This is a genomic window from Halomonas lysinitropha, from assembly GCF_902500215.1.
Classification (GTDB): domain Bacteria; phylum Pseudomonadota; class Gammaproteobacteria; order Pseudomonadales; family Halomonadaceae; genus Halomonas; species Halomonas lysinitropha.
Window position 1 is genome coordinate 93,948 of sequence record NZ_CABVOU010000015.1, and the last position, 17,002, is coordinate 110,949.

The following is a 17,002-nucleotide window of genomic DNA, read 5'->3' on the forward strand; positions in this document are numbered from 1 at the left end:
TGGCATGCAGCAACTGAATCCTTCCGAGATCAGCGACATCATCAAACAGCGTATCGAGAAGCTGGATGTCGCATCTGAAGCCCGCAATCAGGGCACCATCGTCAGCGTTTCCGACGGCATCGTGAAAGTCCACGGTCTCGAGGACGCGATGTTCGGTGAAATGATCGAGTTCCCCGGCAGCATCTTCGGCATGGTGCTCAACCTCGAGCGCGACTCCGTGGGTGCGGTAGTGCTGGGTGACTACCTGCAACTCGAAGAGGGCATGACCGCTCAGTGTACTGGCCGTATCCTCGAGGTGCCGGTGGGTCCCGAGCTGGCCGGTCGCGTGGTCGATGCCCTCGGCAATCCCATCGATGGCAAGGGCGACATCAACGCCAAGCTGACCGATGCGGTGGAAAAGGTCGCCCCGGGCGTCATCACCCGCCAGTCGGTCGACGAGCCGGTGCAGACCGGTCTCAAGTCCATCGATGCCATGGTGCCAATCGGCCGCGGCCAGCGCGAGCTGATCATCGGCGACCGCCAGATCGGCAAGTCGGCCATTGCCATCGATGCCATCATCAACCAGAAAGGCAAGGACATCACTTGCGTCTATGTGGCCATCGGCCAGAAGCAGTCGACCATTGCCAACGTGGTGCGCAAGCTCGAGGAGCACGGCGCGATGGAACACACCATCGTGGTGGCGGCCGGTGCCGCCGACCCGGCGCCGATGCAGTTCCTCGCGGCCTATTCCGGCTGCACCATGGGCGAGTACTTCCGCGACCGCGGTGAAGACGCACTGATCGTCTACGATGACCTCTCCAAGCAGGCCGTAGCCTATCGCCAGGTCTCCCTGCTGCTGCGTCGTCCGCCGGGCCGCGAAGCCTATCCCGGTGACGTCTTCTACCTCCACTCCCGTCTACTCGAGCGTGCCGCTCGCGTGAACGCCGACTATGTCGAGAAGTTCACCAATGGCGAGGTGAAGGGCAAGACCGGTTCGCTGACGGCCTTGCCGATCATCGAGACCCAGGGGGGCGACGTCTCGGCCTTCGTGCCGACCAACGTGATCTCCATCACCGACGGTCAGATCTTCCTCGAGACCGACCTGTTCAACTCGGGCATCCGTCCGGCCATCAACGCTGGCCTTTCGGTGTCCCGTGTGGGCGGTTCGGCCCAGACCAAGATCATCAAGAAGCTCGGTGGCAGCGTGCGCCTGGCTTTGGCCCAGTACCGCGAGCTGGCGGCCTTCGCCCAGTTCGCCTCCGATCTGGACGAAGCCACTCGCAAGCAGCTTGAACACGGTCAGCGCGTCACCGAGCTGATGAAGCAGAACCAGTACTCGCCGATGTCCGTGGCCGAAATGGCCCTCTCCCTGTATGCCGCCAACGAGGGCTATCTGGATGAGGTCGAGGTCAACAAGGTGCTGGACTTCGAGCGCGCGCTGCGTGACTTCATGAAGGCCGAATACGCCGAGTTGCTCGACAAGATCAACCAGACCGGCGACTACAACGACGAGATCCAGCAAGGACTGAAAGAGGGTCTCGACAAGTTCAAGGCGACTCAGAGCTGGTAATCCCGCTGGCCCGTCCCTCACGCGGGACGGGCCCTGGAGCTTTCTGAGTGCCACGAACGGAGTAGATCGCTATGGCAGCTGCAAAAGAGATACGCACCCAGATCGGGAGCATCAAGAACACGCAGAAGATCACCAGCGCCATGGAAATGGTCGCGGCGTCGAAGATGCGCAAGGCTCAGGACCTGATGAAGGCGAGCCAGCCCTACGCGCGTCAGATCCGCAACGTGGTCTCGCATGTCGCCGATGCCAACCCGGAGTACCGCCACCCCTGGATGGTCGAGCGCGACGCCAAGCGGGTCGGCTACATCGTGGTGTCCACCGACCGAGGGCTGTGCGGCGGCCTGAACGTGAACATGTTCAAGGCCGTGGTCACGGATGCCAGGGCGTGGCGCGACCAGGGGGCGGAACTCGACTTCTGTGCCCTGGGCAGCAAGGCCGGCACCTTCTTCAAGAGCTACGGGGGCAACCTCGTTGCGGCGAAGAGCGGCCTGGGCGAGTCGCCCGAGGTCGAGGATCTGATCGGCAGCGTCAAGGTGATGCTGGATGCCTATGACGAGGGCCAGCTGGACCGCCTGTATGTGGTGTACAACGAGTTCATCAACACCATGACCCAGAAGCCGGTGGTCCGTCAGCTGTTGCCACTGTCGCCCGACATGGGTGCGGAATCGCACGACGAAGAAGACAAGCGTCCCGGTAGCTGGGACTACCTGTATGAGCCGGATGCCAAGGCGCTGCTGGATAGCCTGCTGGTGCGATTCATCGAATCGCAGGTCTACCAGGCGGTGGTCGAGAACGGGGCCTGCGAGCAGGCCGCACGGATGATCGCCATGAAGAGTGCCACCGACAACGCCGGCAACCTGATCGACGACCTGGAGATGGTCTACAACAAGGCCCGTCAGGCGGCCATTACCCAGGAAATCTCCGAGATCGTCGGTGGTGCCGCCGCCGTATAGCGCCAGGGGAGGCCATGGCCCTCCCGGCATGCAGGTTTCATTTTCAGGTATTTGAGAGGAACCAAGATGAGCGGACGTATCGTACAAATCATCGGCGCGGTGATTGACGTAGAGTTTCCGCGGGACGATGTGCCCAAGGTCTACGACGCGCTGAAGGTCTCGGATGTCGGGACCATTCTCGAAACTCAGCAGCAGCTGGGTGACGGTGTGGTGCGGACCATCGCCATGGGCTCCACCGAAGGGCTCAAGCGTGGCATGGACGTCACCAACACCGGCGCGGCCATCTCCGTGCCGGTGGGCAAGGAGACGCTGGGTCGCATCATGAACGTGCTCGGTGAGCCCATCGACGAGGCGGGCGAGATCGGCGAGCAGGAGCGAATGCCCATCCACCGCAAGGCGCCGGGTTATGCCGATCAGGCGGTCTCCAACGAACTGCTGGAGACCGGCATCAAGGTCATCGACCTGGTCTGTCCGTTCGCCAAGGGCGGCAAGGTCGGCCTGTTCGGCGGCGCCGGCGTCGGCAAGACCGTCAACATGATGGAGCTGATCCGCAACATTGCCACCGAGCACAGCGGCTACTCGGTCTTTGCGGGGGTCGGCGAGCGGACCCGCGAGGGTAACGACTTCTACCACGAGATGACCGAGTCCAACGTCATCGACAAGGTGTCGCTGGTCTATGGCCAGATGAACGAGCCGCCCGGCAACCGCCTGCGCGTGGCCCTGACCGGCCTGACCATCGCCGAGAAATTCCGCGATGATGGCCGCGACGTGCTGCTGTTCGTCGACAATATCTACCGTTATACCCTGGCGGGTACCGAGGTCTCCGCCCTGCTGGGCCGGATGCCTTCCGCGGTGGGCTATCAGCCGACCCTGGCGGAGGAGATGGGTGTGCTCCAGGAGCGCATCACCTCTACCAAGACCGGCTCGATCACCTCCGTGCAGGCCGTCTACGTGCCCGCGGACGATCTGACCGACCCGTCGCCGGCGACCACCTTCTCGCACTTGGACGCCACCGTGGTACTGGCGCGTTCGATCGCCGAGCTGGGCATCTATCCGGCCATCGACCCGCTGGACTCCACCTCGCGCCAGCTCGATCCTCTGGTCGTGGGCGATGAGCACTACAACACCGCCCGCGGCGTGCAGAACGTGCTGCAGCGTTACAAGGAGCTCAAGGACATCATCGCGATCCTGGGCATGGACGAGCTGTCCGACGAGGACAAGCTGGCCGTGTACCGGGCGCGCAAGATCCAGCGCTTCCTGTCGCAGCCGTTCTTCGTTGCCGAGGTGTTCACCGGGTCGCCCGGCAAGTACGTGTCCCTCAAGGACACCATCCGCGGCTTCCAGGGCATCCTCGACGGCGAGTACGACGAGCTGCCGGAGCAGGCCTTCTACATGGTCGGCACCATCGACGAGGCCGTCGAGAAAGCCAACCAGATGAAGTAATCCCGTCTACCTGGGAGACGTCGTCATGACGAAAAGCTTCAAGTGCGAGATCGTCAGCGCCGAGGAAGGCATCTTCTCCGGCCAGATCGAGCGCATCATCGCCACCGGTCGCATGGGCGAGCTGGGGATCCTTCCCGGTCACGCCCCGCTGCTGACCGAGCTCAAGCCGGGTCCGGTGCGCGTGCTTCATGATGGTGGCCAGGAGGAGAATTACTACGTCTCGGGGGGCTTCCTGGAAGTCCAGCCGGACGTGGTGACCATCCTGGCCGACGCGGCCACCCGAGCCCATGACCTTGATGAGGCGGCGGCCGAAGAGGCGCGCCAGCATGCGCTGAGGAACCTGAACGACAAGTCCGCTGAGCTGGACTATAGCCGTGCCGCATCTGAACTGGCCGAAGCCGTGGCCCAGCTGCGTACGATCCAGCAACTGCGCAAGAAGGCCGGCAAGGGCTGATCCAGCCTCTTACCGTTGATCGCGCCCCCCGTACCCAGCGTTCGGGGGGCGCTGTTGTCTCTGGCAGGCGCCTGCCCCTGCTTTCGGTCTCCGGCTGACGAAACGGCGCGCAGAGGAGAATAGCCATGTCTCTCGACGATACTGCGGAGCCTTACCGTACGGCGCTTCTGGCCGCCCTGGAGGAAGAGGACACCGAGCGACTCGGTAGGCTGTTGCGCGAGCTGCGTTCGGCGGATATCGGCGAGATCGTCGAAGACGCCCTGGAGGAGGATGAGCACGGTCTGGAAGTGGCTCTGGCCCTGCTAGATAGCCTGCCGCTTGAACGCCGAGCCAATGTGCTGGGTTACCTGCCTGGCGAGGAGCAGCGGGTCATTGCCGAGGCGATGGCGGACAAGGCACTGCTGCTGCTGCTCGAGGAGATGGGCTCCGATGAGCGGACCGACCTCTTCAAGGTGCTGGACGAGAATCGTCGCGAGGCACTGCTGCGGCGCATGGCCCATCGTGAACGTGAGGAGCTCAAGCGGCTGGCCAGCTACGAGGAGGGCACCGCCGGGGCGATCATGACCGCGGACTATGTGTCCATCCCGACGGGAATGACGGTCTCCCGCGCCCTGATGCGAGTGAGACAGACGGCACCGGATGCGGAAACGGTCTACCAGCTCTATATCGTCGATGCGGGAGGGCGACTGGCCGGTACCCTGTCGCTGCGTCAGCTGATGGTGTCGCCGCCCGGGGCACTGATCGATGACCTGATGATCAAGGACGTGATCAGTGTCGGGGTCGACGAGGCCCAGGAGGAAGTGGCACGCACCGTCGCCCGCTATGATCTGCTGGCCCTGCCGGTGGTCGACGCCGATCGGCGCCTGGTGGGCATCGTCACCCACGACGATGCCATGGACGTGGTGGAATCCGAGGCCACCGAGGATATCCACAAGGGGATGTCCATCGGCGCGCTGGAGGATGGGGTCAGCCGAGTGCCGCTGTGGAGCCTCTATCGCAAGCGCGTCACCTGGCTGGTACTGCTGGTGTTCGGCAACCTCTTCTCCGGGGCCGGTATCGCCTACTTCGAGGAGACCATCGCTGCCCAGGTGGCGCTCGTGTTCTTCCTGCCACTGCTGATTGGCAGCGGGGGCAACGCCGGCGCACAGGCCGCCACCCTGATGGTGCGCGGCATAGCCACCGGTGACGTAGGGGTCAAGGACTGGGGCAGGATGCTGGGGCGCGAGCTGTTGGTGGCCGGCTCCCTGGGACTGACCATGGCGCTGGCCGTGGCGCCTATCGGGGTCATTCGTGGCGGCGAGGCGGTAGCGATGGTGGTGGCGGTGAGCATGATCTGTATCGTGCTGTTCGGCAGCCTGCTGGGCATGTGCCTGCCCTTCGTGCTTGATCGCCTGGGCTGGGATCCGGCTACCGCTTCGGCGCCGCTGGTGACCACCGTGATCGACGCCTCGGGGGTGGTGATCTACTTCAGCTTCGCCACGCTCATGCTGTCAGGGATCTGATGCGTCGACAACGGACAGCCGTGCCGCTGATGTGTATCCTCTGCTTCCGCCGAGGTGCCGGCGCCTTCCACTCACAGGGACCGTTTCATGGACTGGCTACAGATCATCGTCCTCTCGATCGTTCAGGGATTGACCGAGTTCCTGCCGATCTCCAGTTCCGCCCACCTGATCCTGGTGCCGGTCTTCACCGACTGGAACGATCAGGGCCTGGTCTTTGACGTCGCGCTGCACATCGGCAGCCTTAGCGCGGTGGTGCTCTACTTTCGCCAGGAGCTGGTGGGCATGACCGCCAGCTGGTGCCGCAGCGTGGCGGGAAAGGGCTGTAACGAGGACGCGCGACTGGCCTGGTGGGTGATCCTCGCCACCATCCCGGTGGGGCTCGCCGGTCTCACCTTCCAGGACACCATCGAGGGAATCATGCGCTCGCCGCTGGTCATTGCCGGCGGCCTGATCGGATTCGGTCTGCTGCTCGCCTACGCTGACTGGCGACGCCGCGGAACACGCAACGAGTACCAACTCAGCTGGCAGGACGCCCTCTGGATCGGCCTGGCCCAGGCCCTGGCGCTGATCCCCGGCACCTCCCGTTCCGGCATCACCATGACGGCGGGGCTGCTGCTGGGCCTGAACCGGGAGGGCGCGGCGCGCTTCTCCTTCCTGCTGTCGATCCCGGTGATCGTGCTGGCCGGTGGCCTGGAGATCGTCGGGCTCGCCGTCTCCGGCGGACCGGTGGACTGGGGCGCCCTGATAATGGGAGCACTGCTCTCGGGCATCAGTGCCTATCTGTGCATCCACTTGTTCCTGGTCTTCATCAAGCGCATCGGCATGCAGCCCTTCGTGGTTTACCGCCTGCTGCTGGGTGCTGCCCTGATCTGGCTATTCGGAGGTTCCCCATCATGAGCATCTGTCGTCCCTTGTGGCTGCTCTTGCTGATCATTCTGCTGGTTGGCTGTTCCGAACGCGATCGACCGCTGGAATCGCCGGTGACTCTCGAGGGGGAGGTCTTCGGTACCTTCTATCAGGTATCCATCGCCGATCCGCTGACGCGCCGGGAAGCCGACGAGCTCGAGGCGGGGATCCTCGCCGAACTCGAGGCGGTGGATGCGGCCATGTCCACCTGGCGCGACGATTCCGAGCTCATGGCCCTCAACGAGGCACCGCTGGGCGAGTGGCAGCCGCTCTCCGACGCGCTGATCGAGGTGCTGGCCATCGGTCAGGCGGTGGCCAAGGCCAGCGACGGGGCCTTCGACATGACCATCGGCGGGCTGGTCAACCTGTGGAGCTTCGGCCCCGAGGCGCGTCCGCGGGAAGTGCCGAGTGAGGCCACCCTGTCCGCACGACTGGCCGAGATCGGCCCCGACAGCCTGGAGGTCGACGAGCAGGCGTTCCAGGCCCGGCGCCTGCGCGATGTCTTCGTCGACCTCTCCGCCGTGGCCAAGGGGCATGCTACCGACCGGGTGGCGGCCTATCTGACCCAGCAGGAGCTCGACCACTACCTGGTCAACCTGGGCGGTGAGGTCAAGGTGGCCGGCCATCGCGACGCAGAGTCCGCCCCTTGGCGCATCGGCATCGAGATTCCCCGGGATGGCCCCCAGGAGGCCCGGCATGTGCTGGCCCTGGAGGACATCGCGGTGGCCACCTCGGGTGACTACCGCAACTACTTCGAGCACGACGGCCAACGCTATTCCCACACCCTGGACCCGCGCACCGGGCGGCCCATCGACCATCGCCTGGCCTCGGTGACCGTCATCCATCCCTCCGATGCCTGGGCCGACGCCTGGGCCACCGCCCTGCTGGTGCTCGGCGAGGAGGAGGGCATGGCGCTGGCCCGACAGCGGGAACTCGCGGTGCTGATGCTGGTGCGCCAGGGCGAGGGCTGGGCGAGCCTCGCCAGCCCGGCCTTCGCGGATCACTTCGGCCGCGAGACCGTCGACGAACTCGGCGCGACCGTGGTCGATGGACCGGCATCCGGCATGGCGGCGGAGGCGGGACGCCCCCTAGAATAGACGAGATGAAATGAACCGGGACAAGGAGTCATGATGACGCTCGACGTGGTGATACTGGCAGCGGGGCAGGGAACCCGCATGCGCTCGACCCGGCCCAAGGTGCTCCACCGCCTGGCCGGCAAGCCGATGGTGCGTCACGTGATCGACACTGCCCGGGGGCTCGAGGCCGAGCGTACCCATGTGGTGGTCGGCCACGGGGCCGAGCTGGTCCGCGAGGCGCTGGCCGACTGCCGGGTGCACTTCGCCCTGCAGGCCGAGCAGAAGGGCACCGGCCATGCGGTGGCCCAGACTCTGGAGGCGCTCGGCGAGGGCAGGGTGCTGGTGCTCTACGGTGACGTGCCGCTGATCCGTCGCGAGACCCTGGTCGAGCTTCTGGTGCAGGTCGACGAGCGGCATCTGGGCCTGCTTAGCGTGACCCTGGAGGACCCGGCGGGCTACGGGCGCATCCTGCGCAACGCGGCCGGTGAGGTGGTGGCCATCGTCGAGCACAAGGATGCCTCCGAGACCGAGCGGACCGTGCGCGAATGCAATACCGGCATCATGGCCATGACCGCCGCCCAGCTGCGGCGCTGGCTGCCGCGCCTCTCCGCCGACAACGCCCAGGGCGAGTACTATCTCACCGACATCATCGCCATGGCTGCCGCCGAAGGCGTGACGATCGCCACCGCCCAGCCGGCGCGTCCGCTGGAGGTCGAGGGCGTCAACAACCGTGCCCAGATGGCGCGCCTGGAACGTGCCCACCAGCACGACATCGCCGAGCGACTGATGGAGCAGGGGGTGGCCCTGCTCGATCCGGAGCGCCTCGACGTGCGCGGCCACCTGACCTGTGGCCACGACGTGGAGATCGATGTGGGCTGCGTCTTCGAGGGCGAGGTGGAACTGGGCGAGGGGGTTCGCATCGGCCCCCACTGCGTGATCCGCGACAGCCATGTCGGCGCCGAGACGTGGGTCGAATCCCACAGCGTCCTTGACGGGGCGGTGGTGGCCGGCCGCAATCGCATCGGTCCCTTTGCCCGGCTGCGGCCCGGCTCGCGGCTGGCGGTGGGGGCCCGGGTCGGCAACTTCGTCGAGACCAAGAACGTCGAGGTGGGCGAGGGTAGCAAGATCAACCACCTGAGCTATGTGGGTGATGCCCGCCTGGGGCGCGACGTCAATATTGGCGCCGGCACCATCACCTGTAACTACGATGGCGTCAACAAGCACCGCACCGAGATCGGCGATGCGGCCTTCATCGGCTCCAATACCGCTCTGGTGGCGCCGGTCAGCGTCGGCAAGGGCGCCACCGTGGGTGCCGGCTCGACCCTCAGCAAGGACGTCGCCGACAACGCCCTGGCCGTCTCCCGGGGTCGCCAGATCAGCAAGGCCGACTGGGCGCGGCCGGCCAAGCGCCAGGAACCCTGAGGAGAGGTTACATGTGTGGAATCGTCGGTGCCGTTGCCCAACGCAACGTTCAGGGCATCCTGCTGGAGGGGCTGAAGCGCCTGGAATATCGCGGCTATGACTCCGCCGGTATGGCGGTGCTCGCGCCAGATAGCCACCTGCAGCGGTGTCGCGCCCTGGGCAAGGTGGCGGCCCTGGAGGAGCGCCTGATCGCCGAACCGCTACCGGGACACAGCGGGATCGCCCATACCCGTTGGGCGACCCACGGACGCCCCAGCGAGGAGAATGCCCATCCGCACCAGTCCGGCGAACGCCTGGCGGTGGTGCACAACGGCATCATCGAGAATCATGAGATCCTGCGCCGTGATCTCGAGGCCGAGGGCTATGCTTTCACCTCCGAGACCGACACCGAGGTGATCGCCCACCTGCTGGAGCGGGAGAGCCGCCGGGAAGGCGACCTGCTCACCGCCGTGCGGCGGGTGCTGGTCCAGCTGGACGGTGCCTATGCGCTGGGGGTGATCCATGCCGAGGAGCCCGACGTCGTCATCGGGGCCCGCAAGGGTAGCCCGCTGGTGGTGGGCGTGGGTATCGAAGAGGCCTTCCTGGCCTCCGATCCCCTGGCCCTGCTGCAGGTCACTGACCGTTTCATCTACCTGCAAGAGGGCGACGCGGTGCGCCTCTCTGCCGGCGGTCGCATCGAGGTGTTCGATGCCCGGGGCACTGCGGTCGAGCGTCAGGTGCAGACCTTCGAGCATGGTGACGGCGCGGCCAGCAAGGGCGACTATCGCCACTTCATGCTCAAGGAGATCCATGAGCAGCCGATGGTGATTGCCGCTGCCCTGGAGGGGCGCCTGGGCGAGCGTTCGGCGCTGGTGGAGAGCTTCGGTCCCGAGGCCGAGGTGCTCTTTCGGCAGGCCAGACAGATCCACATCGTCGCCTGCGGCACCAGCTATCATGCGGGCATGGTGGCTCGCTACTGGCTGGAGCGCTATGCCGGCGTGCCGGTGCAGGTGGAGGTTGCCTCGGAGTATCGCTATCGCCAGGTGGTGGTTCCCGAGGATACCCTCTTCGTGACCCTCTCCCAGTCCGGCGAGACCGCTGATACCCTGGCGGCACTGCGCTTTGCCCGGGAGCGCGGCTATCTTGCCAGCCTGGCGATCTGCAACGTGCCGGGCAGTTCGCTGGTGCGCGAATCGGACCTGACCCTGATGACCCAGGCCGGTCCCGAGATCGGCGTGGCCTCGACCAAGGCCTTCACCACTCAGCTTACGGCCCTGATGCTACTGACCCTGGCGCTGGGCCGGGTGAAGGGGCTCGACGAGCGAGTACAGGCCGATCTGGTAACGGCACTGCGCGGCCTGCCTGGCCTGGTGGCGCGGGTGCTCGAGTTGGACCCGGCCATCGAGCGGCTCTCCATGGCGTTCGCCGAGAAGCACCATGCGCTCTTCCTGGGACGCGGTGCTCATTTTCCCATCGCCCTGGAGGGTGCGCTCAAGCTCAAGGAAATCTCCTACATCCACGCCGAGGCCTATCCGGCGGGCGAGCTCAAGCATGGCCCCCTGGCGCTGGTCGACAGCGAGATGCCGGTCGTCTCCGTGGCGCCCAACGACGAGCTCCTCGACAAGCTCAAGTCTAACCTCCAGGAGGTGCGGGCCCGCGGCGGCGAGCTCTTCGTCTTCGCCGACGAGCAGGTGGGGCTGATCGAGGAGGAGCATGTGCACGTGCTGCGCCTGCCCCATGTGCATGAGGCGCTGGCGCCGATCCTCTATACCCTGCCGCTGCAGCTGCTCAGCTACCACGTGGCGGTGCTCAAGGGCACCGACGTGGACCAGCCGCGCAACCTGGCCAAGTCCGTTACCGTGGAGTGAGGTCGCTGCCTGACCGGCGAGGTTGGATGATGGTAAGGCAGCCAAGGAAGTCGATCTGACGAGCTGCTTCGGTTGGCCCAGCCGGGGCACGCTGGCCGGCAGGGATACCTTGCACAAGGGAGGGGCGCCACAGGAAATTCTTCCACATGGAGAGGGCTGAGAAGGCCCTCAACCGAATGTTGATAACTTGCGGCACGAACCTCGTGATGCTAAGTGCGCGTGGGCTCAAAGCCACCTCGCTCGGTGTCCACTCGGGGCTCCAGCACGCTCAGTCCGAAAAGCCGAGAGTCCCATTCCACGCGCTTTCCACGAGAGGTTGCCCGCTGGTTCGCTTTATCAGGCATGACAATCACGAGTATAACGACCATTGTTTTACGCCTTAGATCGAACGTCTAATCCTGTGGATAAATCAGGGGAAAACCCCTGACCTGATGGTGCATACCCTGGATAACCGCGAGGCACTAAAACTGGCGCGTCGCCTGATTTCCCGGCTTTACGAACACTGTTCACCCTCCCTTCCTCGAGGCCTTCTCAGGCGAGCGCCAGGTGAGGCTTTTCCGAGAGGACTTGAGGCCGGTCGCTCTACTCCTAAAGTCGGGGCGAGAATCTCCCCTCCATGGGTGGCCATCAAGCGTTTGATCGGATAGTTTTGCGGGTCTAGAACGCGTAAGACGCGAGAGGGCAGTGATCCTGCCTGGATCCTGTCATGCTCTGGACGGCGTCGTGTGAACCATGGCGTCCTGGACGTGGCAATGACAAGGACAAGCCGTCATCGCGCCAGATCGGCCGTTGGCGACACGTACTCTCAGGGTGAAACATGTCGAAACTTTCCCACGCACAGTGGTCATCGAAGATGGCCTTCATCCTGGCTGCCACCGGTTCAGCGGTGGGGCTAGGCAATATCTGGCGCTTTTCCTATATGGTGGGTGACAGCGGGGGCGCGGCCTTCGTGCTCATCTACCTGGCCTGCGTGGCCCTGGTGGGCCTGCCGATCCTGGTGGCGGAATGGCTGATCGGCCGCCGTGGCCAGGAGAACCCGATCAACTCCATGATCGACCTGGCCCGCAAGAATGGCCGACTGCCCGCCTGGGCGCTGGTCGGGGCCAGCGGGGTGCTGGCCGCCTTCCTGATTCTCTCCTTCTACAGCGTGATCGGTGGCTGGTCGCTCTCCTATACCCTCGGGTCGGTGACCGGGGCCTTCAGTGGCCAGGATGCCGATGGTGTCAGCGAGATCTTCACCGGACTGCTGGGCAACCCGGTAGCGCTGACCCTGTGGCATACCGCCTTCATGGCGCTGGTGATCGGGATCGTGGCGCGTGGCGTCACCAAGGGTCTGGAGGGCGCCGTGCGCACCCTGATGCCGGCTCTGGTCGTGTTGATGCTGGTGCTGGTGGGCTATGGCATGACCACCGGCCACTTCGGCGAAGCGCTGGCGTTCATGTTCAGCCCTGACTGGGGTGCGGTGACCGGTGATGTCGTGCTGGCGGCCATGGGCCAGGCCTTCTTTACCCTCTCGCTGGGCATGGGCATCATGATGGCCTACGGCTCCTATCTGGGCGAGGACGTCAACCTGATCGGTACTGCCCGGACGGTGATCATCCTGGATACCGCCATCGCCCTGCTGGCGGGGCTGGCCATCTTCCCCATCGTCTTCGCCAATGGCCTGAGCCCGGGTGAGGGGCCTGGCCTGATCTTCGTCACCCTGCCGTTGGCTTTCGGTAACATGACCGGTGGCATGATCCTCGGCCTGATGTTCTTCCTGTTGCTGACCTTCGCGGCGCTGACCTCGGCGATCTCGTTGCTGGAGCCGGTGGTGGAGCTGATGGAGGAGCGCACCCCGCTATCGCGCGTGGCGGCCACTCTGGTGAGCGGTGCGGCGGTCTGGGCGCTGGGGATCGCCGCGCTGATGTCGTTCAACGTCTGGGACAACTTCCTGATCCTGGGTCTGAATGTCTTCGATCTACTCGATACCTTTACCAGCAAGTTCCTGCTGCCGTTGACCGGTCTGGGGGCCATCCTGTTCGTGGCCTGGCAGCTGGACCGCGACAGCGTGGCGGCCGAGTTGAATCTTACCGGTGGTCAGGCGACGCTGTGGACCGTGGTGTCACGCTTCGTGGCCCCGGCCGGCGTGATCCTGGTCTTCATCTCGAGCCTCTGAGCCTAGGTCACCGGATGGTCTGGCGCCTGGACCTGTCGACGAGCCCCGCCCTGGCGGGGCTCGTCCCATGATGCGTCGTCAGTGCATCTCATCTTCCGCCAGTTCCTCGTCGGGGAGCGGAGCGATGTCCCGTCTCAGTCGCTTGAACTCATTGTGCAGTTCGATGCCGCGCCGGGCGCGCAGGTTGCGCTGGGCGGCGGTGCGTGAACGCTGCTCGTGTTCGACGACTTCCATACTCATGTAGATGTCGAGGAGCTCATTCTTGAGGGAGGATACCCTTTCGACATTGCGCATGACCGACTCTCCATAAGACTTCGCGACACTGCACTTTTTACTATACCCCACTTGACAGAATGATGACGGCATGGACTGCAGTTGCACAACGCTGTGCCAACGCTCGCCCATGGTATGGCCTCGGCCCTGCGCTGGCGTTGAAGGGCGCATCGGCCGCCGGCTTGGGGCATACTGTGAACATCAGTCCATGAATCTTTTTGCCGCCTCGCCTTCGTCGCGGGATGGCCAGTCCGCAAGGAGTCCCGTGTGAGCCGTGCCCTGTTCGATGAGATGAGACGTCGCATGGAGCACTTTCGCCGCTCCGAGCAGAAGGTCGCGCGCTTCGTGCTGCGCCAGCCCGAGGAAGTGATCCACATGCGCATCGTCGATCTGGCCACCGAGGCCAAGGTCAGCGAGCCCACCGTGGTGCGCTTCTGCCGTGCCCTGGGGTGCAACGGTTTCCAGGACTTCAAGCTCCAGCTGGCGCAGATGCTCGCTTCGGGCAGCCAGTTCGCCCAGTTCTCGATGAACGACAGCGATTCGGTGGCGGAATTCTCCCAGAGCATCTTCGATTCCACCGTGGGGACCCTGCTGTCGGTCCGCGATCGACTCGACAACCAGGCCCTTAGCCAGGCCATCAATGTCCTGACCATGGCCAACCGGGTGGAATTCTACGGCTTTGGCGCCTCCGGGGCCGTGGCGTCCGATGCCCAGCACAAGTTCTTCCGCCTGCAGATTTCCACTGCAGCCTATACCGACCCCCACATGCAGAACATGTCGGCGGTGACCCTGAACGAGGGTGACGTGGTGGTGGCGATCTCCCAGACCGGCCGCACCCGGGCCCTGGTGGCCAGCGTGCGACTGGCCCGCGAAACGGGCGCCACGGTGATCGGCCTCTGCCCCAGCGGTTCGCCGCTGGCCGAGGAGGTCACCCTGCCGCTCTACATCGATGTCCACGAGGACACCGAGATCTACACCCCGATGAGCTCGCGCATCGCCCACCTGGTGCTGATCGACGTGCTGGCGGTGGGTGTGGCCAAGACCCGTGGCCCGAAACTCGCCGAGCAGCTCCGGGAAGTGAAGAAGAGCCTCAACCCGCTGCGCTTCCCGGAGCAGGAAGGAAAGCCCTGATAATGCTAAGCTGACCGCCCATTTTCCGAGCAGCGATGCCTTCCCCATGGACGACGTCACGGCGATTCTCGACCAGATGAACCCGGCCCAGCGCGAGGCCGTCAGCGCGCCCCAGGGCAACATGCTGGTGCTGGCGGGTGCCGGTTCCGGCAAGACCCGGGTGCTGGTGCATCGCATCGCCTGGCTGATGCAGGCCGAGGGGCTCTCGCCCTACGCCGTGCTTGCCGTGACCTTCACCAACAAGGCGGCCCGCGAGATGCGCACCCGTCTGGAGGCCCTGCTGGGCATCTCCCTGCGCAATGTCTGGGTGGGGACCTTCCACTCCATCGCCCATCGCCTGCTGCGCACCCACTGGCAGGACGCTCGGCTGCCCCAGCACTTCCAGATCATTGACAGCGACGACCAGCTACGGCTGGTCAAGCGTCTGCTCAAGGACCACCGCATCGATGATGAGCGCTTCCCGCCGCGTCAGGTGCAGTCGTTCATCTCCGGCTGCAAGGAGGAGGGGCTACGCCCCCACCAGGTCGATGCCCATGGTGACGCCTACCTGGCCCAGATGGTCGAGCTCTACGAGCGCTACCAGCTGACCTGCGAGCGTGGCGGCCTGGTGGATTTCGGCGAACTGCTGCTGCGCAGCCTGGAACTCCTGCGCGATAACCCGGCGCTGCTGGCCCACTACCAGGAGCGCTTCGGTCATGTGCTGGTCGACGAGTTCCAGGACACCAATACCCTGCAGTATGCCTGGCTCAAGCTGCTCACCGGCATGCAGACCCCGATGACCGTGGTGGGCGATGATGATCAGTCGATCTATGGCTGGCGCGGGGCGCGTATCGAGAACATCCGGCGCTTCGAGCAGGAATTTCCGGCGACCAGGACCGTGCGACTGGAGCAGAACTACCGCTCTACCAGCGCCATCCTTGACGCTGCCAATGCCCTGATCCGCCAAAACGCCGGACGGATGGGCAAGGAGCTGTGGACAGAGGGTGGCAGGGGCGAGCCAATCTCCGTCTACTCGGCCTTCAATGATCTGGACGAGGCGCGTTTCATCGTCGACACCATCCGCGAGAAGGTCGAGGAAGGCACCAAGCGGCGCGAGATCGCCATCCTCTACCGCTCCAACGCCCAGTCCCGGGTGCTGGAGGAGACCCTGATCCGCCAGGGTGTCCCCTACCGCATCTACGGCGGCCAGCGCTTCTACGAGCGCCTGGAGATCAAGAATGCCCTGGCCTACCTGCGTCTGCTGCTCAATCGTGACGACGACGCCTCCCTGGAGCGGGTGATCAACGTGCCGGCCCGGGGCATCGGCGCCCGTACCGTGGAAGTGCTGCGTACCCGTGCCCGACAGACCGAGGTCTCGCTCTGGCAGGGGCTTCACGATGCCTTGCAGGATGCTTCGCTCAAGGGGCGGGCTGCCACGGCGGTGCGTGCGTTCGCCGATCTGATCGAGCGGCTCGACAATGACACCGCCGGCTTGGCACTCCACGAGATCATCGACCACGTCATCGAGACGTCCGGCCTGATCGAGCATCACCGCAGCGAGAAGGGCGAGAAGGGGCAGGCTCGGGTCGAGAACCTCGAGGAACTGGTCACCGCCGCCAAGGCCTTCACCCAGGGCGAGACCTTCGAGCCACCCGAGGCCGGTGAAGGGGTGGTGGCCCTTGAGGCCTTCCTCTCCGAGGCGGCGCTGAATGCCGGCGACCACGAGGCCGACGAGTTCGAGGACTGCGTGCAGCTGATGACCCTGCACTCGGCCAAGGGCCTGGAGTTCCCGGTGGTATTCATCGCCGGGGTCGAGGAGGGCCTGTTTCCGCACAAGATGTCCATGGAAGAGCCGGGTCGCCTGGAGGAGGAGCGGCGGCTCTGCTACGTGGGCCTGACCCGTGCCATGCGCAAGCTCTACCTGACTCATGCCGAGCTGCGTCGGCTTCACGGCAAGGAGACCTTCCAGCGCGCCTCGCGTTTCCTGCGAGAGTTGCCCGAGGAGACCCTCGAGGAGGTGCGGCTGCGTGGTCAGATCTCCCGGCCTGTGACGGCCGGACGGCCGGCAGTGGGGTTGTCACGGCAGGCCTCGGTCAACGGAGGCGATGAACTGCCTTCGCTCTCGCTGGGTCAGCGGGTCAGTCACCCGGTGTTCGGCGAGGGGGTGATTCTCAACGCCGAGGGGGAAGGCGAGCGTGCCCGGGTCCAGGTCAGCTTCGAGGGTGAGGGCGACAAGTGGCTGGTGCTGGGGTTCGCCAAGCTGACGCCTCTCTGATTTTCGTTGACGTTGACGTCAGGTGCAGGCACTT

At 65.0% G+C, this 17,002-nt stretch carries 13 protein-coding genes; 12 read left to right on the top strand and 1 reads right to left on the bottom strand.

The window, feature by feature from the left end:
• The first annotated feature begins 4 nt into the window (after positions 1–4).
• From atpA to HALO32_RS01580, 10 genes are all read left to right on the top strand, one after another.
• Positions 5–1,549, top strand: a complete 1,545-nt coding sequence (atpA, locus tag HALO32_RS01530) for a F0F1 ATP synthase subunit alpha (RefSeq protein WP_151442024.1) — start codon at positions 5–7, stop codon at positions 1,547–1,549.
• A 71-nt stretch (positions 1,550–1,620) separates the two neighbouring features.
• The gene (gene atpG, locus HALO32_RS01535; RefSeq protein WP_151442025.1) at positions 1,621–2,502 is read left to right on the top strand and encodes a F0F1 ATP synthase subunit gamma; all 882 of its coding nucleotides are present in this window, start codon (positions 1,621–1,623) and stop codon (positions 2,500–2,502) included.
• A 66-nt stretch (positions 2,503–2,568) separates the two neighbouring features.
• Entirely contained in the window at positions 2,569–3,945 is a 1,377-nt protein-coding gene (gene atpD, locus HALO32_RS01540; RefSeq protein WP_151442026.1) for a F0F1 ATP synthase subunit beta, read from the top strand.
• A 25-nt stretch (positions 3,946–3,970) separates the two neighbouring features.
• Entirely contained in the window at positions 3,971–4,399 is a 429-nt protein-coding gene (locus HALO32_RS01545) for a F0F1 ATP synthase subunit epsilon (RefSeq protein WP_151442027.1), read from the top strand.
• Positions 4,400–4,524: 125 nt separating this feature from the next.
• Positions 4,525–5,901 carry a magnesium transporter gene (mgtE, locus tag HALO32_RS01550; protein ID WP_151442028.1) on the top strand — a complete coding sequence of 459 codons (1,377 nt, stop codon included), beginning with the start codon at positions 4,525–4,527 and terminating at the stop codon, positions 5,899–5,901.
• Between the two features lie 87 nt (positions 5,902–5,988).
• Positions 5,989–6,798 carry an undecaprenyl-diphosphate phosphatase gene (locus HALO32_RS01555; RefSeq protein ID WP_151442029.1) on the top strand — a complete coding sequence of 270 codons (810 nt, stop codon included), beginning with the start codon at positions 5,989–5,991 and terminating at the stop codon, positions 6,796–6,798.
• Positions 6,795–7,904 (top strand): FAD:protein FMN transferase, encoded by a 1,110-nt coding sequence (locus HALO32_RS01560; protein WP_151442030.1) that lies wholly within the window; start codon positions 6,795–6,797, stop codon positions 7,902–7,904. Before HALO32_RS01555 ends, HALO32_RS01560 begins: the two co-directional genes overlap by 4 nt.
• 33 nt (positions 7,905–7,937) lie before the next feature.
• A complete protein-coding gene (glmU, locus tag HALO32_RS01565; protein ID WP_151442101.1) occupies positions 7,938–9,305 on the top strand; it encodes a bifunctional UDP-N-acetylglucosamine diphosphorylase/glucosamine-1-phosphate N-acetyltransferase GlmU in 1,368 nt (455 codons plus the stop codon).
• An 11-nt stretch (positions 9,306–9,316) separates the two neighbouring features.
• Positions 9,317–11,152, top strand: coding sequence for a glutamine--fructose-6-phosphate transaminase (isomerizing) (glmS, locus tag HALO32_RS01570; protein WP_151442031.1), 1,836 nt, complete (start codon positions 9,317–9,319; stop codon positions 11,150–11,152).
• Between the two features lie 817 nt (positions 11,153–11,969).
• Positions 11,970–13,310, top strand: a complete 1,341-nt coding sequence (locus HALO32_RS01580; protein ID WP_151442033.1) for a sodium-dependent transporter — start codon at positions 11,970–11,972, stop codon at positions 13,308–13,310.
• 78 nt (positions 13,311–13,388) lie between these two features.
• Here HALO32_RS01580 and HALO32_RS01585 read toward each other — a convergent pair whose 3' ends face one another.
• A complete protein-coding gene (locus HALO32_RS01585) occupies positions 13,389–13,604 on the bottom strand; it encodes a PA3496 family putative envelope integrity protein (RefSeq protein WP_151442034.1) in 216 nt (71 codons plus the stop codon).
• A 246-nt stretch (positions 13,605–13,850) separates the two neighbouring features.
• Here HALO32_RS01585 and hexR point away from each other — a divergent pair, with 246 nt between their 5' ends.
• Positions 13,851–14,714, top strand: coding sequence for a transcriptional regulator HexR (gene hexR / locus HALO32_RS01590; RefSeq protein WP_151442035.1), 864 nt, complete (start codon positions 13,851–13,853; stop codon positions 14,712–14,714).
• A 46-nt stretch (positions 14,715–14,760) separates the two neighbouring features.
• Positions 14,761–16,968, top strand: a complete 2,208-nt coding sequence (gene uvrD, locus HALO32_RS01595) for a DNA helicase II (RefSeq protein ID WP_151442036.1) — start codon at positions 14,761–14,763, stop codon at positions 16,966–16,968.
• The last annotated feature ends 34 nt before the right edge of the window (positions 16,969–17,002 follow it).